Raw genomic sequence first — 22470 nt, 5'->3', positions numbered from 1 at the left:
ACGTCGAAGGGCGACGCCGCCAACGCGGTCGTCGCCCTTCCGATTTCCGATGCCCGCCAGCGCACCGTGACCGATCCGAGCGTAGCGGCGCGTGTCGCGCCGCGCGCCTCAGACGGCTTGCTCGCCCTCTTCGCCCGTGCGGATGCGGATCACGCGCTCCACGTCGGTCACGAAAATCTTGCCGTCGCCGATCTTGCCGGTGCGCGCAGCGCCCAGCACGGCGTCGATGACCTGCTCCGCCTGCGCGGCGCTCACCACGACCTCGATCTTGATCTTCGGCAGGAAGTCGACGACATACTCGGCGCCACGATACAGCTCGGTGTGGCCCTTCTGACGGCCGAAGCCCTTCACTTCCGTGACGGTCAGGCCGGTCACGCCGACTTCGGCCAGCGCCTCGCGAACTTCGTCGAGCTTGAAGGGTTTGATGATGGCAGTTACGCGTTTCATTGTCGCCTCGATATCCTGGTTGTCTTGGTTGTCTTGGTTGGAGGGTTCTGAGCCTTCACCGGGCTATTGTACCGGGCCGGGAGGGCGTGCCGATGACGGCGCACCCACGGTCGCGGTGTCAGGCATGCGGATCGTCCGGCACCGTGTCGAGATCCGCGAGCCACACCATCGACTCCGAGTCGCTCGGCGCTCGCCAGTCGCCGCGCGGCGAGAGCGAGCCGCCGGTGCCGACCTTCGGAGCGTTGGGGATGCACGACCGCTTGAACTGGCTGGTGCGGAAGAACCGGTCGAGGAAGATGCGCAGGTTGCGCTTGATCGCGACCAGGTCGTAGGCGTGTCGCGCGACGTGTCCCTCGTCCGGCCAGCGTCCGAGTGCAGCGTCGTGCCATGCGCTCCACGACAGGAACGCCACCTTGCGCGGGGCATAGCCGAAGCGCAGCGTGTAGTACAGATTGAAGTCCTGCAGCTCGTACGGCCCGATGAAGTGCTCGGTGCGCTGCTCGGGCGCCCCGTTGGCCTTGCCGGGCACCAGTTCCGGACTGATTTCGGTCTCGAGAATGTCGATGAGCACGTTGCGCTGCGGTGCGCCCTTCGGCGACTTCGCCTGCGAAGCCGACGCGGCGCCGCCCAATTGCCCCGTTTCCGCGACCCATCGCACGAGATGCATGATGAGGGTCTTCGGCACGCTGGCATTCACGTTGTAGTGCGACATGTGGTCGCCTACGCCATAGGTGCACCAGCCCAACGCCAGCTCACTCAGGTCACCGGTGCCGATCACGATGGCGCCCTGATGGTTTGCCAACCGGAACAGGTGATTGGTGCGCTCGCCCGCCTGCACGTTCTCGAAGGTCACATCGTAGACTGCTTCGCCGCGGGCGAACGGATGGTCGAGGTCCTTGAGCATCTGCATGCAGCTCGGGCGAATATCGATCTCGCGCGCCGTGCACCCGACCGCCTCCATCAGCTCGCGCGCCTGACGCAGCGTGCGCTCGCTCGTGGCGAAGCCTGGCATGGTGTACGCCAGGATGTTCGTGCGCGGCAGGCCAAGACGGTCCATGACCTTCGCGCACACAAGCAAGGCGTGTGTCGAGTCGAGCCCGCCGGACACTCCGATGACGACCTTCTGAATTTTCGACGACGCCAGACGCTGCATCAGCGCCTGGACCTGAATGTTGTAGACCTCGTGGCAGCGCTCGTCACGACGCTGCGCATCGGACGGCACGTACGGGAAGCGCGCGACCGCCCGCGCGAGCGGCAGTTCGGCGTCGCGCGGGATCGCGAGATCCACCTCGACAGTGCGAAACCGCGCCACTTCGTCGGCATGACGACGCACCGACACACCGAACGTCGTCTGGTGCATCCGTTCGCGCGCGAGCCGCTCCAGATCGACGTCCGCGAAAATCAGATGCGACTCGCTCGCGAAGCGGTCCGATTCCGCGAGCATGTCGCCATTCTCGTAAATCAACGCCTGGCCATCCCAGGCCAGATCGGTGCTCGACTCCCCCTGTCCGGCCGAGGTGTAGAGATACGCCGCGAGACACCGCGCCGATTGCTGCCCCACCAGTTGATGGCGATAGGCCGACTTGCCCACGACGACATTCGATGCCGACAGGTTGACGAGCACCGTGGCGCCCGCGAGCGCGGCGAACGACGACGGCGGCACCGGCACCCACACGTCCTCGCATATCTCGCAGTGAAAGCGCAGCAACGGCTGGTCCGCGGCTTCGAAGATGAGCGATCCGAACGGCACGGCTGTCCCGAGCAGCATGACCGTGTCGACGCCGGCGTCGTCCGCCGCGTTGAACTGGCGCGCCTCGTAGAACTCGCTGTAGTTCGGCAGATACGTCTTCGGAACGACCCCGTGAATCCGGCCGCGCGCCACGACCACGGCGCAATTGAACAGGCGCTGCTGCACGCGCACCGGCATGCCGACAATGAGCGCCGCCCCAAGCTCGCGACTCGCCGAAACGATCTCCGCGAGCGCGGCGTCGCAGGCATCGAGCAACGCGCGCTGCTGGAACAGGTCTTCGCAGCTGTATGCGGGAATCCCCAGTTCGGGGAATGCCACGAGCACCGCGCCGGCGGCGTCGGCCTGCCTGGCGAGCGCAATGGTCTGCGCGGCGTTGTAGGCGGGGTCGGCAACGCGGCATTGCGGCACGCCAACGGCCACGCGTGCGAAATCGTGATTGTAGAGATTGAGGAATCGGTTGGTCATGTCGGCGGCTACCAGGCATCGCCCGTGTGCCAGCCCGTCGGCAAGCGGAGCGGCCATGCGTGGCGCGCCCGCCCGACGCGAGTGGCGGACGTGAGAATCGCCAGTATATTACGCGAGGCCCCGATTTGCCGGGCCGCACGCCGCTTCAGCGCCCTCGTTCGCCCTGCGCCCGCGGTCCGGCCATGCATCGTCGGCACGCTATCCCGCTATCCCGCTATCCGGCTATCCCGCTGTCCCGCTTGCACGCGGACGCAACACCGCCACACACATGTCGTCGCCCACGGTGGCGTCGTCATGGGCGGCATGCGTCACGGCGTATGCCGCTTGAACGGCGTATGCGCCTCGAGCTCGCCGATGTGCTCATCCATCGCCGTCGTCTCCGCGTCGAGAAATTCGGCGATGGCATCGGCAAAACGTGTGTCCGCAATCCAGTGCGCCGACCAGGTGGGCGTGGGAAGCAACCCGCGCGCCATCTTGTGCACCCCCTGCGCGCCGCCCTCGAAACTGCGCAGTCCATGCGCAATGCAATATTCGATGCCCTGCGCGTAGCACGTCTCGAAATGCATGCCGGAGACGAAGTCCGTGGCGCCCCAGTAGCGGCCGTACATCGTGTCCCCGCCGATCACGTTCAGCGCGCAGGCGAGCGGTCGGCCGTCGCGCTCGGCCATCACGAGCATCAGCGCGTCGGGCATCGCGGCATGCACGTCACCGAAGAACCCACGGCTCAGGTACGGTGCGTTCCAGTGCTCGCGATAGGTGTTCTCATAGCACCGGTAGAAGAAATCGAGCGCCGCGTCGTCGATGTCGGCGCCGCGCAGCCATCGATACGTCACGCCCGCGTCGCGCACGCGGCGTCGATCCTGCCGGAGCTTCTTGCGCTTTTCCTGGTTCATCTGCGCGAGGAAATCGTCGAACGTGGCGAACCCCGGGTTCTCCCAATGGAACTGCACGCCTTCGCGAAGCATGTAGCCCGCTTCGGTCAGCGCCGCCAGATCGTCGTCGTGCGCGAACAGCACGTGGATCGATGACAACTCGACCTGCTTGGCGAAAGCGATCGCACCGCGTGCGAGCGCCACGCGTTCGGCATGCGTGCGCGCGAGCAGGCGCGGTCCGGTGACTGGCGAGAACGGCACCGCGCACAGCAGTTTCGGGTAGTAGTCCAGGCCGTGGCGGGCAAACGCGTCGGCCCAGGCGTGATCGAAAACGTACTCGCCGCGCGAGTGCGATTTGACATACAGCGGCATCGCCCCGACAAGGCGCTCGCCCGCATGCATGAGCAGATAGGCGGGCTGCCAGCCGGTGCGCTTGGCCGCGCAGCCGCTCGTGTGCATGGCGTTCAGGAAAGCGTGCTGCACGAATGGATTGCCGCCGGCGAGCGCGTTCCACGCGTCGGCCGATACGTCTTCGATCGAATGCACCACACGAATGACCACGTCGCTGCTCACCGCTTCCCCCTCGTCTGCCTGCCTGTGTGTCGACCGCGACACCCCCTGTGCCGGCCCGGCCCGCGCCAATCGCGCGCCGACACCGAATCGCCAGCCATTGTCGCCGAACTCGGCGCCGCTTTCAGACAGGCAACAAAAAACCCGGCATGATGCCGGGTTTTTCGGATGCCGGAAGGCGGCGTCGAGCGCCGCCCGCGAGCCATGACGCTCACTTCTTGGCGTTGGCCACGCCGTCGACGATTTCCTTGTGAGCGGCCTCGATGCCTTCCCAGCCTTCGACCTTGACCCACTTGCCCTTCTCGAGCGCCTTGTAGTTCTCGAAGAAGTGCTTGATCTGGTCCTTGAGGTAGCCCGGCACGTCGTCGATCGACTTCATGTGCGCCGTCATCGGGCAGATCTTGTCGACCGGCACGACGACCAGCTTGGCGTCCACGCCCGATTCGTCGGTCATGTTGAGCATGCCCAGCGCGCGGCAACGCACGATGGAGCCGGCCAGCAGCGGGAACGGCGTGACGACCAGCGCGTCGACGGGGTCGCCGTCGCCCGCGAGCGTTTGCGGAATGAAGCCGTAATTGGCCGGGTAGCGCATGCCCGTGCCGATGAAGCGGTCAACGACCAGCAGGCCCAGATCCTTGTCGGCTTCGTACTTTACCGGGTCGCTTTGCGCCGGGATTTCGATGATGACGTTGAAATCGTTGGGGATGTCCTTGCCGGCAGGCACGTGGTTGAAGCTCATGATGGCATTCCTGTGTATGAAAATGGGCGTGCCGCCGCGCGGCGCATCCCCCCCGCCGACCGGCCGGGTGTCGCGCCGCCCGACGGCAATCGGGCGCGGAACATTATAGCGGGTTTGCCCGCCCTCCCTGTAGCGCCGGCAGCCTGGCCAGCCGTGCCGGCGTCAGGTCGTCCACCCCGGCACAGCCCAGCAATTGCATCGTCGTGCGCAATTCGTCGAGCAGCAGCGCCAGCACCCCGGCGGCCCCCGCCGCACCGCACGCGGCGACACCATACAACGGCGCACGGCCGAGCAGCACGCCCTTGGCGCCGAGCGCCACGGCCTTGGCCACGTCGGCCCCGCGCCGCACGCCGCCGTCGACGAATACCGCCATGCCCGGGCCTCGCTCGCTCACCGCCGCCACGATCGGCTCCAGCGCCTCGAGCGGCGCCAGCGTGCTGCCCAGTTGCCGGCCGCCATGGTTCGAGACCACGATGCCGTCGGCGCCATGCGCTTGCGCCTGACGGGCGTCGTCCACCGTCTGAATGCCCTTGACGAGCACTTCGCCCGGCCAATGGCGCCGCACCCAGGCCAGGTCGTCCCAACCGAGCGACAGGTCCATCTGACGGCTCAGCATGGCCGCATGGCGCGCCAGGTCGGCCCGCTCGCCCACACTCTTCGCGATATTGCGCAGTTGCGGCGCCCCGTGGGCCAGCATCTGCCAGCTCCAGTGCGGATGCCGCAGGCAATCTGCCACCAGCCGCGGCGTAACGCGTAGCGGTAGCTTGAAACCGTTGCGCACGTCGTGATCGCGCTTGCCGTGCACCGGCGTATCCACGGTGAGCAGCAGCGTGCGAAAACCCGCCTCGCGCGCGCGGCGCATCATGCTCTCGGCGATGCGCCGATCCTGCTGGACGTACAACTGAAGCCACAGTTGCGCGTCGGGAGCCGCCGCGCGCACGTCTTCGAGCAACGAGGTCGACGCGGTCGACAACACGAACGGCAATCCGGCATCGGCCGCCGCCCGGGCAAGCAACTCGTCCGCGCGCGGCCAGAACAGACCGTTCAGGCCGGTCGGCCCCACCGCCATCGGCGCACTGGCCGCGCGGCCCCAGAACGTGGTCGCCGCCGAACATTGCGACGTATCCGTCATGACGCGCGGCAAAAACCCCCACTGCCCGAACGCATCCCGATTGCGTCGCAAGGCGTCGCCGTCTTCGGCACCGCCCTCCAGATAATCGAACGCCAGCTTCGTCAACCGCCGCCGCGCCGCCCGCCGGTAATCCTCCACGCAGGAAAATGCCCGCATCGCTTCCCCCAAATTCCTTGTCGCCCTGGTGTCTCGCAGCGGTGCATCGTGCATGGCAGTGCACTGCCGGTACGGGACAAATCGTTAGTCGCTCACAAACAATTGCATTACAATCACTATCGTTACTATCCGAACATACCGGTACCTGCCATGCCGCGCACGACCGCCCGGTCCACCCGGTCACCCCGCCGCACCGAAGACACCTCCGCTGCCTCCTCGACCCCGCCCACCGGGACGGCGGGTAGCGGCAAATCGACGTCGCGTTCGTCCCTTTTCGTGGGATCGACGGAAAAAACCTTTCAGGTGCTGCACGCCTTCGACGGCCCGGCGCGCTACATGACGCTGGGCGACATCGCCAAAGCCGCCGGGCTCGATCGCAGCGCCACGCAGCGGCTCGTGCATACGCTCGAAGTGCTCGGCTATCTCTTTCGCGTGCCGGAGACCCGCACTTACGGGCTGACCACGAAAGTGCTCCAGTTCTCGTTCAACTACATCCGCGCGAACGATCTGGTGGAGAAGGCCGCGCCGTATCTGCTCGACATCTTCCGGCGCGTCGGCGAGACCACCAACCTCCAGGAGCTCGACGGCCACGAGATCGTGTACATCGCACGTTTTCCGGGCCAGCACCTCGTGAACATCGGTATCGTGGTCGGCGCACGGCTGCCGGCCATGTTCACGGCGTCGGGCATTGCGATGCTCTCGCGACTGCCCGAGGCGCGCGTGCGGGAAATCCTGGCGAACACGCCGCTCGAACCGATGACGCCGTACACGGTCATCGACGAGAAGAAACTTCTCGAGCGAATCCAGACTGCCGCTCGCCGGGGCTATGCCATCGTCGAGAGCGAAACCGTGATGGGCGACATTTCGGTCGCCGCGCCGATTACCGATCACGACGGACAGGCCGTTGCGGCCATCAACATCTCGGTGCCCACCTCGCGCTGGACCCGCGAACGGGTGGAAGCCGAACTCGCGCCCCACGTTCAGGTGGCGGCGACGTCCATCTCCAAATCGCGCCTGTCGACATTCCGCCGGTAAGCCGCCGTCCGGCGTCCGGGCGTACCCGGACACCGGCCAAGCCTCACCGGCCTTCGAAAATCGCCAATTGACGCGTGAGTTCGGCACGCAGCTCGCTCGAGAGCGCCGCGGCGGGGGGCACGAGCGGCGCAAGCATCGCCGGCGCATTCACCCCGATCAGATCCATCACCGACTTCATCGGCCCCGGGTTCGTTTCGGCGAACGCCAGGTTCATGAGCGGAATGAGCGAGCGATGCACCGCCAGGGCCTCGGCCGTCTTGCCCTCGGCCGCGAGTGCGAAGATCCGCTGCCATGCCGTGGGCAGCAGCGACGCGGTGACCACAATACCGCCACGCGCCCCCGCCGCCACGTGCAGCGGGAACAGCGTGTCTTCGCCGCTGAGCACCGCAAACGACTCGTCCACGCCCGCCACCGTGCGCAGGAAATGCCACATGTCGGTGTTGCAGGCCTTCATGCCCACGATGTTTTCGTGGCGCGAGAGCTCGTGCAGCACTTCCGGCGCAATCGCGATGCGCGTGCGATAAGGAATCTCATAGATGAGGATCGGCAGCGGCGATTCGTCGGCGTATCGCAGGAAGTAGTCGCGAATGCCGGCTTGCGTGGGATTCGTGTAGTAAGGCGTGAGCACGAGCAATCCGTCGGCGCCCGCGGCCGCGAAATCGCGTCCGGCGCCGATGGCGTCGTGATAGCCCGGGTCGAGCACGCCGGCGATCACCGGCACGTCGCGGCCGTGGGCCTTGACTTCCTGCACGGTGATTTCCGCCATGCGCACGCGCTCTGCGCGCGAGAGCGCCCCGTATTCGCCGGTGCCGCCGAGCGGCACCACGCCGTCGATGCCTTGCTTGAGCAGATAGCGCAGCAATGCGCGCGCGGCGTCGGAATGAATCGTGTCGTCGGCGTTCACCGGCGTGGGAATGGCCGGCAGAATGCCCTTGAGTTGTTCGGAGCGAAGCATGAGTTAAACGTCCGTGGTTCGTGAGTACGGGAAAAGTCCGGGCGGCGCGCGCGGCGCCCCGCGATCAGGTCGCGAGACTGCGCCGGCGCAGACGCTCGGCCACCCAGATGAGTGCGGCAATGAAAAGGAACAGACACGTGGAGACGGCCGCGATGACCGGCGAGATCTGCATCGTGATCTCGTCCCAGAACTGCTTGGGTAGCGTGGTCGACAGCCCGCCGGACGTGAACAGCGCGATCGTGAGCTCGTCGAACGACGTGGCGAACGCGAACAGGAACGACGACAGCAGCCCCGCGCCGAGAATCGGGAACGTCACGCGACGCAGCGTGGCCCATGGGCGCGCGCCCAGGCTGTAGGCCGCCAGATCGAGACGCGTGTCGTAGTTGCGCAGCACGGCCATCATCGTGATGACGACGTAAGGCACCGCCACGACCGTATGCGCTAGCGTCAACCCCACGCTGGAGCCGACCAGGCCGACCTTGGCGAAGAAATAGAACACGCCCACGGCAAGAATCATGCGGGGCACCACGATCGGCGCGAGCACGAAGGCGAGCATGGCCGACTTGCCGCGCATGCCGCCACGCACCAGCAGGAAGGCGGCGGGCGTGCCGATCAGCATCGACAGCAGTCCGGCGCCGATGCCCACCAGCATCGAACGGGTCACCGCCTGCATCCACAGCGGGGAATCCCATATCTGCTGGTACCACTGGAGCGAGAAACCCTTCGGCGGCCAGGCGAGCCCGGAGGCCGAGTCGAACGACATCGGAATCATCAGCAGCGCGGGAGCGGCGAGAAACACCACCAGCAGGAACACGACGACGCGCAACACGAATCCATCGCCCTGCTCCCGCTGGCTGCGGGGCAGCGCGCGCAGCAGCAGATCGGTCGCGTGACCCAGCGCCGTGAGCACCGTTTCGCCGAGCACGCGGGTCCAGCCGCCGCGTCGCTTGCCGGCCTTCACGTCGCCCGCGCCGCCGGCCATCGTCGAGAGGCCCACCATGCGGTCGTAGATGAAGAACACCGCGAGCACCACGGCCAGCAGCAGCACCGAGATCGCCCCGGCGAAGCCCCAGTTCAACGCCTGCATCACCTGGTCGATGATGAGCTGGGTGATCATCGTTTCATGACGACCGCCAAGCAGCGTCGGCGTGATGAAGAAGCCGATGGAGGTCACGAACACCATCAACGCGCCGGCGGCCACGCCCGGCAGCGACAACGGGAAGTAAACCCGCCAGAACACCGTCCCCGGGCGTGCGCCCAGCGTCGACGCCGCACTCGGCAGACGACGGTCGATGTTCTCCATGACCGAGAGCATCGTGAGCACGGCCAGCGGCATCAGCGCGTGCACCATGCCGAGCACCACGGCCGGAAAGCTGTAGAGCAGCGAGAGCGGCGCGTCGATCACGCCCAGGTCGAGCAACGTGCGGTTGATCACGCCATTGCGCCCGAGCAGCACCACCCATGCGAAGGTGCGCACGAGGAAGCTGGTCCAGAACGACAGCAGCAGCCAGAACAGCAGGCGCTGCTTGCGCGCACCGTTGAGCGTGGAAAGACGGTAGGCGATCGGGTAGCCCGTGAGCACCGAGAAGAAGGTCGTGTAGAGCGAGACCTTCAGCGTGATGAGCAATACTTCCACGTACACCGACGAGGCGAACAGGCGCTGGTACTCGACCAGGGTGAAGCCGCCTTCGCCACGAATGCTGAGCAGCAACAGCTGACCGACCGGGTAAATCAGCATGACCGCCAGCAGAATGACGATCGGCGCGGCCATGAGCAGCGGGCGCATGCGTGCTCGCCACGGCGAGCGGCGCGGCGCGGGGTGGACGGGCTGGGAGGACGAGGGACGAACCACGGCGGAGGCACTCATGGCTTACCCCGCGATCGCCACGGCGTCGTCGGCACGCCACGCGAGACCGAGCGTCTGGCCGATCTCGAAGCGGTTGCCCTGACGATGCGTGGGAAACGCCGCCACCAGCGACTTGCCGGCGTCGCCGTCGGTGAGCGCCGATTGCAGGTAGAGCTTGGTCATGCCGCCAGTGACCATGATGTCGGTGAGCCTGGCCGAGATCGTGGCCATGCCGTCGGCCGCAGGCTGCCCGTCGTGGATGTGCAGGTTCTGCGGACGCAGCATCAGCTTGACCGGACGGCCGCGCTCGACCTGCGGGTCGTAGACCATGGCGCCGGCGCCGAGCGAGCCCTGCACGCCGGGCATGGCCACGCGCACCTGATCGCCCGCGCGCTCGAGCACGGTGGCGTCGAGCAGGTTGGACTCGCCGAGGAAGTCGGCCACGAACACGCTCTTCGGACGGAAGTACAGATCGTCCGGCGTGCCGAGTTGGGCAATTTCGCCCGCGTTCATCAGGCAAATGCGGTCCGACATCGTCATCGCCTCTTCCTGATCGTGCGTGACATACACGATGGTGGTGCCGAGCTCGCGGTGAATGCGCTTGATCTCGAGCTGCATGTGATCGCGCAGCTTCTTGTCGAGCGCACCGAGCGGCTCGTCCATCAGGATGATGGACGGCCGGTACACCATGCATCGCGCGAGCGCGATACGTTGTTGCTGCCCACCCGAGAGCTCGCGCGGATAGCGCTCCGCCACGTGCGGCAGATGCACCATTTCCAGCGCGTCCATGACCCTCTTGCGCGCGGCCTGTGCGTCGGTGCGACGCATCTGCAACGGGAAGGCGATGTTCTCCGCCACGGTCATGTGCGGAAACAGCGCGTAGTTCTGGAACACCATGCCGATGTCGCGTTCGTACGGCGCGCCATACGTGACATCGGTCCCGTTGATGCGGATGGCCCCGGCGTCGGGCTGCGACAGACCCGCGATGAGCGAGAGCAAGGTGGTCTTGCCCGAGCCGCTGGGCCCGAGCAAGGTCAGGAATTCGCCCTGGGCGACATCGAGGTCGGTCGGTGCGAGCGCGACGAAATCGCCGTAGCGCTTGGACAGGCCCGACACCTGGAGATTGGCAATGGTCATGAGATCAGCACCCCATAAAACATGAAACGAAACGGCAGGTGAGGATCAGGTCAGGATCCAGCGGTTGAAGCGTTCGAGCGCGGCACTCTGGTTCTGCTGCCAGAACTGCGCGTTGATGTGCACGCCGCTCTTCATGTTCTCGGGGAACGTGGGGCAGTTTTTCGCGATTTCCGGCTTCACGTAGTTGAACGCTTCCGGTTGCGTGAGGCCGGCCGGGAAGAATTTCACCAGTTCGGCCTGACGTTTCGGGTCGCTCGCGAATTTGATGAACTCGCGGCAGGCGGGCGCGTTCGGCGTGCCCTTGAGGATCGACCAGTTGTCGCAGCCCCAGATGTTCTGGTTCCACACGATCTCGACCGGCGCGCCGTTGGCCTGCGCCGATTGCGCACGCGAGGCCCACGTGGCCACCATGTCCACTTCGCCGGAGCCGAGCATCTGCTCGACCTGCGCGCCCGTGGTCCACCACACCGCCACCTGCTTGGCGACCTTGTCCAGGCTCTTGAACGCCCGGTCGAAGTCGCACGGGTACACCGAGCCCGGGGCCACGCCGTCGGCGAGCAGCGCCTCCTCGATCGTGTCGAACGGATACTTGCGCAGCGAGCGGCGGCCCGGGAAGTCCTTCACGTTCCACAGATCCGCCCACGACGACGGCGCCTTGCGGCCCTTGAACGCGTCGGTGCGATACGCAAGCACGGTCGAATAGATGTTGGTGCCCACACCGAAGGGCGACATGTACTGCTTGGGAATCTTGGCGATGGTCGGATCCGCCTCGAGGCCGTGGCGCTCCAGATATTCCTTGCCGCCCCCGGTCAGCAACAGGATCGCGGGCTGGCTGATCTTGGCCATGTCCCACGTGTAGCTGCCGGCCTCGACCATGCTCTTGATCTGCGCGGTGGGCTCGGCGTTGGCCTGCACACCCACGACCTCGATGCCGGTCGCCTTGGCGAACGGCTTGTAGAACACGGCGTCGTACGCCTTGGTGTAAATCCCACCGTCATCGCGCACCACGATGCGCTTGGAGGCGGCGCGCGAAGGCGTCCACACGAACGGGAACGCCACGGCCGTGGCGCCGAGCAGCGCGGTCTTCATGGCCGTGCGGCGGCCCGGTTGTGCGAGCGTCGCTGCGTTGTCGACGGTGGTATCGAGCGGGCTTGCGGAGGTCTTGCGTTTCATCATGGTCTCCGGTCTTGGCTGGGAGGGTGGGCGCGGCAGCGGAGCGCAGAGGCACAGCCGCCGCGCGCGCAGTTATGGCAAAACAAACAGCAAAACGTTGACGTGGTCCCGAGGCCCTCGCGGGCCCCGGGGTTCAGGGAACGAGGCGCCCCGGGTTGAGCAACTGGTTCGGATCGAGCGCCGCCTTCACGCGACGCATGAGCGCGAGTTCGGCGGGCGCCTTGTAGCGCGCCATGAGCGGCAGGCCCGTCTGGCCCACACCGTGCTCCGCGCTGAACGTGCCCGACAGGCGCGCCGCCACGTCGTTCACGCAGGCGCGCATCGCGTCGCCCATCGCGGCACTGTCGGCCAGCGCATCCCATTCGGCGAACGAGAACATCGGAATGAAGTGCACGTTGCCGTCGCCCATGTGGCCGACCACGGCAATGTCGAGCCCCGGCACAATGGCGTGCACGGCGCGCGTTGCCGCGTCGATGAACGCCGGGACACTCGATACCGGCACGGCGCAATCGGTCGTCAGGCCGACCGCGGCCTTCTTGTTGGCTTCGCTCACGCTGTGGCGCACTTCCCACAGGTCGGCGCGCTGCGTCTCGCTCGCGGCAATGACCGCGTCTTCCACCAGTCCCCGCTCGATGGCCTCGCCCAGCGTTTCGGTCAGCACGGCCGCGAGCCCTTCGGCGTCGCGCGTGTCGCCCAGTTCCACGAGCACATGCCAGTCGTGCGCCCCGCCGAGCGGATTGCGGCGGTTCGGCACGTTGGCCAGCACCAGGTCGAGCTGATGCCGATTCATGATCTCGAACGCCGACAGGCGCGAGCCACAGGCGTTCTGGAACATGCCCAGAATCTGTCCGGCGGCGGCAGGATCGCGCGGCGCGAACCAGGCGAGCGCGTGATGCGTGGGCAACGGGTGCAGTTTGAGGGCAGCCGCCGTGATGATGCCCAGCGTGCCTTCCGCACCGATGAACAGTTGCTTGAGATCGATGCCGGTATTGTCCTTGCGCAACGCACGCAGGCCATTCCAGACCGTGCCGTCGGCCAGCACGACTTCAAGGCCGAGCACGTTCTCGCGGGTGTTGCCGTAACGCAGCACGCTCGTGCCGCCCGCGTTCGTCGAGAGCGTGCCGCCGATCTGACACGAGCCCTCGGCGCCGAGACTGACCGGGTACAGACGTCCCGCCTCGGCAGCAGTGTCCTGCACCGTTTTCAGGATGCACCCGGCTTCGACGACCATCGAGCCGTTGGCGGCATCGACGTCGCGAATCCGGCGCATGCGTGCGAGATTGAGAATGACCGGCGCCGCGCCGACCGCAGGCGGCACCGCACCGCCGCACAGACTCGTATTCCCGCCCTGCGGCAGGATCGGCACCCCCGCCGCCGCGCACAGCTTCACGACTTCGCTCACCTGCGCGGTCGACGACGGCAGCACCACGCACAATGCCTCGCCGCGATAACGCCCACGCCAGTCTTCGGTGTATCCGGCCGTGTCGGAAGCGTCGCCGAGCACGGCGGTGGCGCCGAGCGCGTCCTGCAAACGTGAGACCAACGTGCCGCGCGTTACTGCATTGTTCATTGCTGCCTACTCCGGAGGAACACGATTGCCCTGAAGCGCCTTGCCCGACGGGGGTCGCCACGGTATGCACAAGCCTCGCCCGCGACGTACCGCACTCAACCGAGCGCCCGTCTGGCGATTCGATGTGATCAAGGATAGGCGAGAAAAAATTGCAATAAAATAGCTTTAATTGCAATGCAATCGTTTTAGGTGTTTATGCGGATGCGCCCGATACGACCGTCAACGCCGTCGCGAGTTAAGTGATAATGGCTCCACCCTTTACACGAGGTGCCGTCGACATGCCCGAAGCTACACACTTCATCGGCAATCAATGGGTCGCGCCTGCAAGACGGGCCGCCGGTTCTGCCACGTCCGCCAGTGCAGTCAATGCCGTCATCCCCGTCATCGATCCTTCCGACGGCCAGCCCTTCACCGACATCGCCCGGGGCGACGCCGAAGACATCGACCGCGCCGTGCAAGCCGCGCGCGCCGCGTTCGAGGGCGATTGGGGGCGAACGTCCGCCGCCGAGCGGGGGCGCGTGCTCCATGGCTTCGCCAGCCTGCTTGCCAGGCATCAGGAAGACCTTGCACAGCGCGAAGCGCGCGACACCGGCAAGCCGCTGAAGCAGGCGCGTGCCGATGCGGCGGCGATCGTTCGCTACTTCGAGTTCTACGCCGGCGCCGCCGACAAACTGCACGGCGAGACAATTCCGTACCAGCAGGGCTTCACCGTCTTCACCCTGCGCGAGCCGCATGGTGTGACGGGCCACATCATTCCGTGGAACTACCCGCTGCAGATCTTCGGGCGCAGCGTGGCCGCCGCGCTCGCGACCGGCAACGCGTGCGTGGTCAAGCCGGCCGAGGACGCCTGCCTGTCGCTGCTGCGCGTGGCGGAGCTCTCGCTCGAGGCCGGCCTGCCGCCGGGGGCGCTCAACATCGTCACGGGGTACGGCGCGGAAGCGGGTGCCGCCCTTGCCCGGCATCCCGGCATCGACCACATCTCGTTTACCGGCTCGCCCGCGACCGGCACGCTCATATCGCAGATGGCGGCCGAGCACCACACGCCGGTCACGCTGGAGCTCGGCGGCAAGTCGCCGCAGATCGTCTTCGCCGACGCCGACATGGACGCCGTACTGCCGGTGGTCGTGAACGCCATCGTGCAGAACGCGGGCCAGACCTGCTCGGCCGGCAGCCGCCTGCTGGTCGAGCGCGATGCCTACGAAACCGTGCTCGCGCATCTGGCCGAGGCGTTCGCCCATCTGCGCGTCGGGCCATCGCGGGACGATCTCGATCTGGGTCCGCTCATCAACGCACGACAACAGCAGCGCGTGTGGGACTTCCTGTCCGAAGCGCAGCACGATGGCATTGCCGTCATGTCGCAGGGAGAAGTGATCGCGAGTGCGCCGCAGGCCGGGTTCTATCAGGCGCCGATGCTGTTGCGCGACGTGCCGCCCACGCATCGCCTGGCGCATGAGGAAGTGTTCGGTCCGGTGCTCGCGGCCATGCCGTTTACCGACGAAGCCGACGCCGTGCGACTCGCCAACGGCACCCCGTACGGGCTGGCGGCAGGTGTCTGGACGCGCGACGGCGGCCGCCAGTTGCGACTCGCCCGGGCGATCCGCGCGGGGCAGGTCTTCATCAACAACTACGGCGCGGGCGGCGGTGTGGAGCTGCCGTTCGGCGGCATGAAACACTCCGGGCACGGGCGCGAAAAGGGCTTTGAAGCGCTGTACGGCTTCACCACGCTCAAGACGGTCGCCATCCGGCACGGGTGATTCGCGGCTCGCGCCCCTCGAAACCCCTAAAAAGCGCGCGGCTCGACATCCGGCGCCCCGTGCCTCCCCTGTCTGGGCCGATCCGGCGGGGGTAATACAAGGCATGCGCGCCGGCGCCGCGTTCGTCACAGGCAACTCAGGAGACCAGGCATGCGTTTGCAAGACAAAGTCGCCATCGTCACCGGCGCGGGCTCCGGCTTCGGCGAAGGCATCGCCAGAACCTTCGCGCGCGAAGGCGCGGCCGTCATCGTCAACGACCTGAACCGCGAGGCCGGAGAACGTGTCGCGGCCGAGATCGCCGGCGCCGGGGGGCGCGCCGCCTTCGTGTACGGCGACGTGTCGCGCGAGGAGGATCACGTCACCCTGCTCGGCGAGGCCGTCACCCGCTTCGGCCAGCTCGACGTCGTGGTCAACAACGCGGGCACCACGCATCGCAACAAACCGATGCTCGAAGTGACCGAGGCCGAATTCGACCGGGTCTATGCGGTCAACGTCAAAAGCATTTTCTGGAGCGCGCGCGCCGTCATGCCCTACTTCCAGCAGCGCGGGGGCGGGGTGATGATCAACATCGCGTCGACGGCCGGCGTGCGTCCGCGCCCCGGACTCGTCTGGTACAACGGCAGCAAGGGCGCCGTCATTACCGCCAGCAAGGCCATGGCGGCCGAGTTCGGCCCGCGCAATATCCGGGTGAACTGCGTCAATCCCGTCATCGGCGATACCGGCCTGACCGCCGAGTTCATGGGCGTGCCCAACACCCCCGAGAATCGCGCCAAATTCCTCGCCGGCATTCCGCTCGGGCGCTTCTCCACCCCGCAGGACATTGCCAACGCTTGCCTCTACCTCGCGAGCGATGACGCCGCCTTCATCACCGGCGTGTGCCTGGAAGTCGACGGCGGACGCTGCATCTGAGCCGCCGCCCGTTTTCGCATCCCCTAGCCTGACTGTCACCCCGCAGTCGTCGTACCCGCAGTCGTAGTACTCGTTACCGGATTCAAACCATAAAGAGAGACACACAACGTCAAACCGGAGGAGATTCGTATGAACAGCGTTCCGACGCCCCCGTCACCGATGACCGATGCGCCATCGGCGGATTTCGAGGCGGCCACCTACCGCAAGGTCGGCTGGCGGCTGATTCCGTTTCTGCTGCTTTGCTATGTGGTTGCTTACCTGGACCGTGTGAACGTGGGCTTCGCCAAGTTGCAAATGGTCGGCGACCTGCAGTTCTCCGAGACCGTGTTCGGTCTCGGCGCGGGCATCTTCTTCATCGGTTACTTCATCTTCGAGGTACCGAGCAACGTCATCCTGCACCGCGTGGGCGCGCGCGTGTGGATTGCACGCATCATGATTTCGTGGGGGATCATCTCGGGCGCGACGATGTTCGTCACCACCCCGTCGATGTTCTACGTCATGCGATTCCTGCTCGGCGTGGCCGAAGCGGGCTTCTTCCCCGGCATCATCCTGTACATCACGTACTGGTACCCCGCGTCGCGCCGCGGGCGCATGACCGCGTGGTTCATGACGGCCGTGGCGATCTCGGGACTCGTGGGCGGCCCGCTCTCGGGCTGGATTCTCAAGGACATGAGCGGCGTGAACGGGCTGGCCGGCTGGCAATGGATGTTCCTGCTAGAGGCCATTCCGTCGGTGGTGATCGGCATTGCCGTGCTGTTCGTGCTCGACGACCGCATCCGCGATGCGAAGTGGCTCAACGACGCCGAGAAGACCATGCTCGAGCGCAACATTGCCAGCGACGTGCTGACCAAGGAAGACCTGCCGCTCAGCCAGGTGTTCTCCAGCGCCCGCGTGTGGATGATGAGCCTGATCTATTTCTCGTTCGTGATCGGCCTGTACGGTGTGGGCTTCTGGCTGCCGACGATCATCAAGGGCACGGGCGTGACGGACCCGCTCAAGATCGGCCTGCTCACCGCGATTCCCTACTTCTTCGCGGTTATCGCCATGGTGGTGGTCGGGCGTCGCTCGGACCTTCGCGGCGAACGCCGCTGGCACATCGCGATTCCCGCGTTCCTCGGCGCCGTCGGCCTGTTCCTGTCGACCACCTGGAGCCACAACACACAGCTCGCCATGGTGGCGCTCACGCTCGCCACGATGGGCATCATGGTCGTGCTGCCCCTGTTCTGGAGCCTGCCCACCGCGTTTCTCGGCGGCACTGCCGCGGCAGCCGGCATCGCGATGATCAACTCGCTGGGAAATCTCGCAGGCTTCGTCGGCCCATATCTGATCGGCTTTCTCAAGGACGCCACGCAAAGTACCAACAGCGGCATGTTCCTGCTCACCGCCTTCATGATTCTCGGCGGACTGCTCACGCTCTCGGTCCCGGCGCGCCTCGTCAACAGGTGAGGCCGCACCGGATCGCCTGACGAAACCTCGTCTCGAACGCCGAGACCGAGGCGCCACGGGGCGGCTGGCCGGGTTGCCGCCATCGGAGTAACATGCCTGAGGCCGTCCTCCCCGGGACGGCCTGTTTTTTTGCCCCCGAATCCGCATGCCCGCCAACGATTCCCAGACGACGCCGGCCGGCGTCTCGCTCACGCCCGCCGAGGTCAAGCAGATCCTCTCGGGACTGCTGCTCATCATGTTCCTCGGCTCGCTCGACCAGACCATCGTCGCGCCCGCGCTGCCCACCATCGCGCGGGATCTGGGGAGCTTCGACGCGGTATCGTGGGTGGTGACCGCCTATCTGCTCTCGTCGACCGCGATCACGCCCATCGTTGGCAAACTCTCGGATCTGTTCGGACGACGCGTCGTCATCGCCGTGAGCGTGGCGGTCTTTCTCGTGGGATCGGTGCTGTGCGCGCTGGCGCCGAACATGCTCGCACTGATCGTCGCGCGCGGCGTGCAGGGGCTCGGTGGCGGCGGACTCATCGCGTTGTCGAACACGGTGATCGCGGATATCGTCTCGCCTCGCGAGCGGGGACGCTATCAGGGTTATATCTCGGGCATGTTCGCCGTCTCCGGCGTTGCCGGTCCGGTCACGGGCGGGGTGTTCGCGCAGTACCTGAACTGGACCCTTATCTTCTGGATCAATCTCCCGCTCGGATTGCTCGCCATCTACCTGAGCGATCGCGCACTGCGCCGCCTGCCGCGACGCGAAGGCCGTCCGAGCATCGACTATCTCGGCTCCGTGTTGCTGATCGTCGCCACCGTGTGCCTGTTGCTGGCGCTCACATGGGGCGGGCATCGCTACGCCTGGCTGTCGCTGGAGATCGGCGGCCTGGTCGCCGCGTCGGTGGTCGTGGCCGGCGTGTTCCTGCGCCATCAACGCGCCGTGCGCGAGCCGTTGCTGCCCGTGGCACTGCTCGCCAACCCGGTGTTCCGCATGACCTCGACCATGGCGGTGCTCGTGATGATGGTCAACATCAGCATCGGCATTTACGTGCCGCTCTACCTCCAGCTGCAACGCGGCGAGTCGGCCAGCCGCTCCGGGCTGATGCTGATGCTGCCGCTGCTGGGCATCGTGGTCGGCGCGCTCAGTGCCGGGCAATACATGCGGGCCACGGGGCACTACAAGCGTCCGCCCCAGATCGGACTGCCGGTGGCGTTCCTGGGTCTGGCCGTCATCGCGCTGGGCGTGCAGTCGCTGCCGCTGGTGGTCATTGCGCTCTGTCTCGCGCTCGTGGGCATCGGCTTCGGTTCGGCCATGCCGGTCATGACGGTGGCGACCCAGAACGCCGTCGCCCCGCGCGATATCGGCATCGCCACGGCCGCGCATGCGTTCTTCCGCGCGCTGGGCGGCATGATCGGCGTCGCCATGTTCGGCGCCCTCATCGTCGGCTTGCTGGTTTCGGGGGACGGCGGCGCGCCACGCGAGCTGACCGACTTCCTGCGCCCCGGCGGCGCGCCGGCGGGCATGGAAAGTCACCTGCGCCTCGCATTCGGCGCGTTCTTCGCCGGCAGCGCGTTCATCGCGGCACTGGCCATCGTCGCGTTGAGCCGCCTGCCCGAATTGCCGCTGCGACAGAGCTCGGGCAACGAAGCCACTGCGATCGAGTAGCGCCACCGGCACAAATCGTTTCTCGCACCCGGCACACGGCACCCGCCTCCGGGATCTGGCGACGGGCACGAGCGCGACTTGGCGGCGGCGAACGGCCGCGCGGCGGTCATGGCGAGCCCGCCCGCGCGAATGTGATTTGTCCGCGGATCGGTCGGACGCAATGTGAAAGTCGCTCGACTCGGTTGCGTTGCACAGTAAGCGCTCCCTCAGCCCACAGGAAGAGACGCTCACGATGTTCTTGTCGCCCGCCTCCATGTCCCCTTCCAGCACGTCCGGCCCCGCTGCGGCCAGCCCCGCTTCGGCCCCGTCCGAAGCCGGCAGCCGCGCGTGCACCACGCCCCGGTCGCCGTTCGTGAAGGACTTCCATGCGCTCGCGCACGGCGCGTGCGCGAACGACGGGCCCATGACGGCACCCGGGAGTGCAGCGCCGGGACTGATGCTCCCGCCGAAGGCGGTGCGCGTCATCAAACGTCGCAACGCCATCGACCTGGGCGACGGCGCGCCCGGGTTCGCGCCGGCATTGAAGCGAGGACTGTCGTCACCCCACGCGCCCCACGCCCGCCATGTGCCACACGGGACACACATGACGCCCGGTACCGCCTCGCTCCACGGCAACCCGTCGCTCGAACTCACACTCGCCAAGCTGTCCGACACCGAGGCGGCCCCCGAGGCGCGCGCCGCCGTCTCCCACTTCCTGCGCACCGCGGACTACCCGGCCGCGCGCGACGTGCTCGAAGGCCTGATCCGCAGGCATGCCGAGCAACAGGCGACGCACGGCTGGCTGCAAGGCTTCGAATCCCTGTATGCGCTGGCGCTGGACTTCGAACCGCGCATGATTACCGCGGCCAGCCATGGCCTGCTCAGGCAAAGCGGCGACAGCGTCGCGCTGGCGACCGACCTGGCAATGGCGAGCGTGAGCGAGCGGTTTCTCGGACTGCTGGCCACACGGCTTGCCCACCTGCGGCAACTGCCACACACGGCAAGGTCGCGCGAGTGGCGACACATCCACGATGGCGTGGGGCGGTGTGGCGAACTCGTCGGCTCCGCCTCAGTGACCGCGCTCGCCCATGCGATCGAGAGTCTGCCCGAGCAGGACCGCGCCGATGCCTGCCTGAGGATCGCCAACGATATCTCGCATCTCGCCGGGCTCTGCGACAGTCGCGAACTGGTGAGCGCGCTCCTGCGCCACGCGCCCGCGAGCGCCCGCCACGAGGTGACGAACGCTGTCATCGACGGTGCGCTCGAGTCGGACAACGCCGGCACCCTCACCTCGGCGCTTACGGCGATCTACGAGAACCTGCAAATGCTGCATGCCGTCGATGCGTCGGCGCTCATGCAGCGCATGGCGGACATCGCGGCGTTGCAGGACAGCTACGACGACCTGGACCTCGCCTATGCCGATTGCATCGCATTGCTGAGCGGATTGCGCCGGGCCAGTGAGGGCGACCCTCGCGTCTATGCGCGACCGCCGCTCGACGACCTCCTCGCCGCCACCTTCGCCATGTACTACCAGTTCACCTTCGGCCGCGGCGCGTCGGGCGCACTGCCGGTGTTGCCCGCGTCGTCAGCGTCGTCCGCGTCATCAGCCGTCGGCTGATCCAACGGAAGACCGCCTCGCGCATAAGAAAACACCCGCATTGCGCGGGTGTTTCAATCGCGATGGCGCGTTTGCCGCCACACGTTTCGCTCAGGCGGTCGCGCACGCGCGATAGTGGCGGTTGGCCTGCTCCATTTGGCCCAGGCCTTCGAAGAGCTGTGCCAGCGCCAGATGCACACGTTGCTGCAAATGACGATCGTCGGTGTAACGCAGCGCCCCCTCCAGGAACGTCTGCGCCTTGCCCCACAGACGCTGGTGCTGACACAGCTTGCCCAGCGCATAGAGCAGGTCGGGATCGTTCGGATGACGTTGCTGCCAGGCTTCCGCCTTCTGGATCAGCGGCAACGCGTCGCCGCCCGCGCACTCGGCGTAGCGTCGCAGCAGTCGCGCATCCCAGTGCTCGGCGAGCGCGGCCTCGACGATGTCGCGCGCCTCGCGTGGGCGATCGAGCGCGACGAGCAATTCCGCCGCCACGTCCGCGATGCGCGACGACGTCCGTGCATCGGCCGGCAGCTCCTGCCAGCACTTGAGCAGCGCGTCCGCGTCGTGACGGTGATCGCGCAGAATGCCTTCGCTGGCCGTTTGCTTGAGCTTGGCGGCGAGCGCCGGATGCAGCGCCTCGCGCTTTTCCAGCATCTTGAGCAGGCCCAGCACTTCGGGCCAGTGCTTCAGATGCTGATGCGCACGCAGCGCAACCAGTTGCGCCTGCATGCGGCGAGCGCCCTGCGCACGCATTTCCGTGAGCGCATCGAGGGCTCCTTGCGCATCGCGAGCGTCCACGCGCAGTTCCGCCGTCTGCAACAGACGCGCTTCTTCCAGATTGGCGCCCTGCGCCTCGTCCAGCCAGGCATCGCGACGCGCGAACTCGCGCATGCGGTGCGCCGCGCGGGCGCCGATGATCGCGGCCACGCCGCGATTGTCGTCCTGCTCGGCAGCCTCGCGCGCGGCTTTCTCGGCACGTGTGTAGCGTCCGGCGAAGAGGTTTGCGACGGCGTCGCGCAACGCGATGTTGGCGCGGCGGCTGCGCTGGCGATTGCGGTACGCAGCCACCCGCTCCGGCATCTTGTAAATGTTGCGCAGCACGCGAATGATGACGTACAGCGCCACGAACAACGCCAGCATCGCCAGCACGAACAGGTTCAGCGATACGTCCACCCGGTACGGCGGCACCAGCATCACCACCTGGCCATGATTGAACGTGGCCAGCACGGCAAAACCGGCCGCTACCGCGAACAGGAGCGTCAACCAGATCAGTCCTCGCAT

The 22470-nt window shown here is 66.6% G+C and carries 17 protein-coding genes; 6 read left to right on the top strand and 11 right to left on the bottom strand.

The window, feature by feature from the left end; all coding sequences use genetic code 11:
* Positions 1 to 108: 108 nt before the first annotated feature.
* The 5 genes from W930_RS0104290 to W930_RS26005 form a co-directional block, all read right to left on the bottom strand.
* Entirely contained in the window at positions 109 to 447 is a 339-nt protein-coding gene (locus W930_RS0104290; protein ID WP_010805431.1) for a P-II family nitrogen regulator, read from the bottom strand.
* 118 nt (positions 448 to 565) lie between these two features.
* Positions 566 to 2662, bottom strand: a complete 2097-nt coding sequence (locus W930_RS0104285) for an NAD(+) synthase (RefSeq protein WP_023873487.1) — start codon at positions 2660 to 2662, stop codon at positions 566 to 568.
* Positions 2663 to 2970: 308 nt separating this feature from the next.
* On the bottom strand, positions 2971 to 4107 hold the full coding sequence (locus W930_RS0104280) for a GNAT family N-acetyltransferase (protein WP_023597086.1): 1137 nt from the start codon (positions 4105 to 4107) through the stop codon (positions 2971 to 2973).
* 208 nt (positions 4108 to 4315) lie between these two features.
* Positions 4316 to 4843 carry an inorganic diphosphatase gene (gene ppa, locus W930_RS0104275; protein ID WP_023597087.1) on the bottom strand — a complete coding sequence of 176 codons (528 nt, stop codon included), beginning with the start codon at positions 4841 to 4843 and terminating at the stop codon, positions 4316 to 4318.
* 103 nt (positions 4844 to 4946) lie between these two features.
* Positions 4947 to 6131, bottom strand: a complete 1185-nt coding sequence (locus W930_RS26005; RefSeq protein ID WP_023597088.1) for an alpha-hydroxy acid oxidase — start codon at positions 6129 to 6131, stop codon at positions 4947 to 4949.
* Positions 6132 to 6281: 150 nt separating this feature from the next.
* Between W930_RS26005 and W930_RS0104265 the strand changes: the two genes are divergently transcribed.
* Positions 6282 to 7166, top strand: coding sequence for an IclR family transcriptional regulator (locus W930_RS0104265; RefSeq protein WP_024788567.1), 885 nt, complete (start codon positions 6282 to 6284; stop codon positions 7164 to 7166).
* 43 nt (positions 7167 to 7209) lie between these two features.
* Here W930_RS0104265 and dapA read toward each other — a convergent pair whose 3' ends face one another.
* The 5 genes from dapA to W930_RS0104240 form a co-directional block, all read right to left on the bottom strand.
* Positions 7210 to 8121 (bottom strand): 4-hydroxy-tetrahydrodipicolinate synthase, encoded by a 912-nt coding sequence (gene dapA, locus W930_RS0104260; protein WP_023597090.1) that lies wholly within the window; start codon positions 8119 to 8121, stop codon positions 7210 to 7212.
* A 64-nt stretch (positions 8122 to 8185) separates the two neighbouring features.
* Positions 8186 to 9907 carry an ABC transporter permease subunit gene (locus W930_RS0104255; RefSeq protein ID WP_051399243.1) on the bottom strand — a complete coding sequence of 574 codons (1722 nt, stop codon included), beginning with the start codon at positions 9905 to 9907 and terminating at the stop codon, positions 8186 to 8188.
* A gap of 84 nt (positions 9908 to 9991) precedes the next feature.
* Positions 9992 to 11104, bottom strand: coding sequence for an ABC transporter ATP-binding protein (locus W930_RS0104250; RefSeq protein ID WP_023597092.1), 1113 nt, complete (start codon positions 11102 to 11104; stop codon positions 9992 to 9994).
* 45 nt (positions 11105 to 11149) lie between these two features.
* Complete coding sequence (locus tag W930_RS0104245) at positions 11150 to 12193, bottom strand: ABC transporter substrate-binding protein (RefSeq protein ID WP_048806858.1); 1044 nt, start codon at positions 12191 to 12193, stop codon at positions 11150 to 11152.
* A gap of 217 nt (positions 12194 to 12410) precedes the next feature.
* On the bottom strand, positions 12411 to 13847 hold the full coding sequence (locus W930_RS0104240) for an FAD-binding oxidoreductase (protein WP_024788568.1): 1437 nt from the start codon (positions 13845 to 13847) through the stop codon (positions 12411 to 12413).
* A 278-nt stretch (positions 13848 to 14125) separates the two neighbouring features.
* Between W930_RS0104240 and W930_RS0104235 the strand changes: the two genes are divergently transcribed.
* From W930_RS0104235 to W930_RS0104215, 5 genes are all read left to right on the top strand, one after another.
* Positions 14126 to 15601, top strand: coding sequence for an aldehyde dehydrogenase family protein (locus W930_RS0104235; protein WP_023873484.1), 1476 nt, complete (start codon positions 14126 to 14128; stop codon positions 15599 to 15601).
* Between the two features lie 150 nt (positions 15602 to 15751).
* The gene (locus W930_RS0104230; RefSeq protein WP_023873483.1) at positions 15752 to 16510 is read left to right on the top strand and encodes an SDR family oxidoreductase; all 759 of its coding nucleotides are present in this window, start codon (positions 15752 to 15754) and stop codon (positions 16508 to 16510) included.
* Between the two features lie 129 nt (positions 16511 to 16639).
* Complete coding sequence (locus W930_RS0104225; RefSeq protein ID WP_023597097.1) at positions 16640 to 17956, top strand: MFS transporter; 1317 nt, start codon at positions 16640 to 16642, stop codon at positions 17954 to 17956.
* A gap of 145 nt (positions 17957 to 18101) precedes the next feature.
* Positions 18102 to 19610 carry an MDR family MFS transporter gene (locus W930_RS26000; protein WP_023597098.1) on the top strand — a complete coding sequence of 503 codons (1509 nt, stop codon included), beginning with the start codon at positions 18102 to 18104 and terminating at the stop codon, positions 19608 to 19610.
* Between the two features lie 253 nt (positions 19611 to 19863).
* On the top strand, positions 19864 to 21207 hold the full coding sequence (locus W930_RS0104215; RefSeq protein WP_145929435.1) for a hypothetical protein: 1344 nt from the start codon (positions 19864 to 19866) through the stop codon (positions 21205 to 21207).
* Between the two features lie 90 nt (positions 21208 to 21297).
* Here W930_RS0104215 and W930_RS0104210 read toward each other — a convergent pair whose 3' ends face one another.
* A complete protein-coding gene (locus tag W930_RS0104210) occupies positions 21298 to 22470 on the bottom strand; it encodes a heme biosynthesis protein HemY (protein ID WP_023597100.1) in 1173 nt (390 codons plus the stop codon).

The organism is Pandoraea sp. E26, from assembly GCF_000681415.1.
In the GTDB taxonomy this organism is placed as follows: domain Bacteria; phylum Pseudomonadota; class Gammaproteobacteria; order Burkholderiales; family Burkholderiaceae; genus Pandoraea; species Pandoraea pnomenusa.
This window is presented reverse-complemented; position numbering and strand designations above follow the sequence as displayed.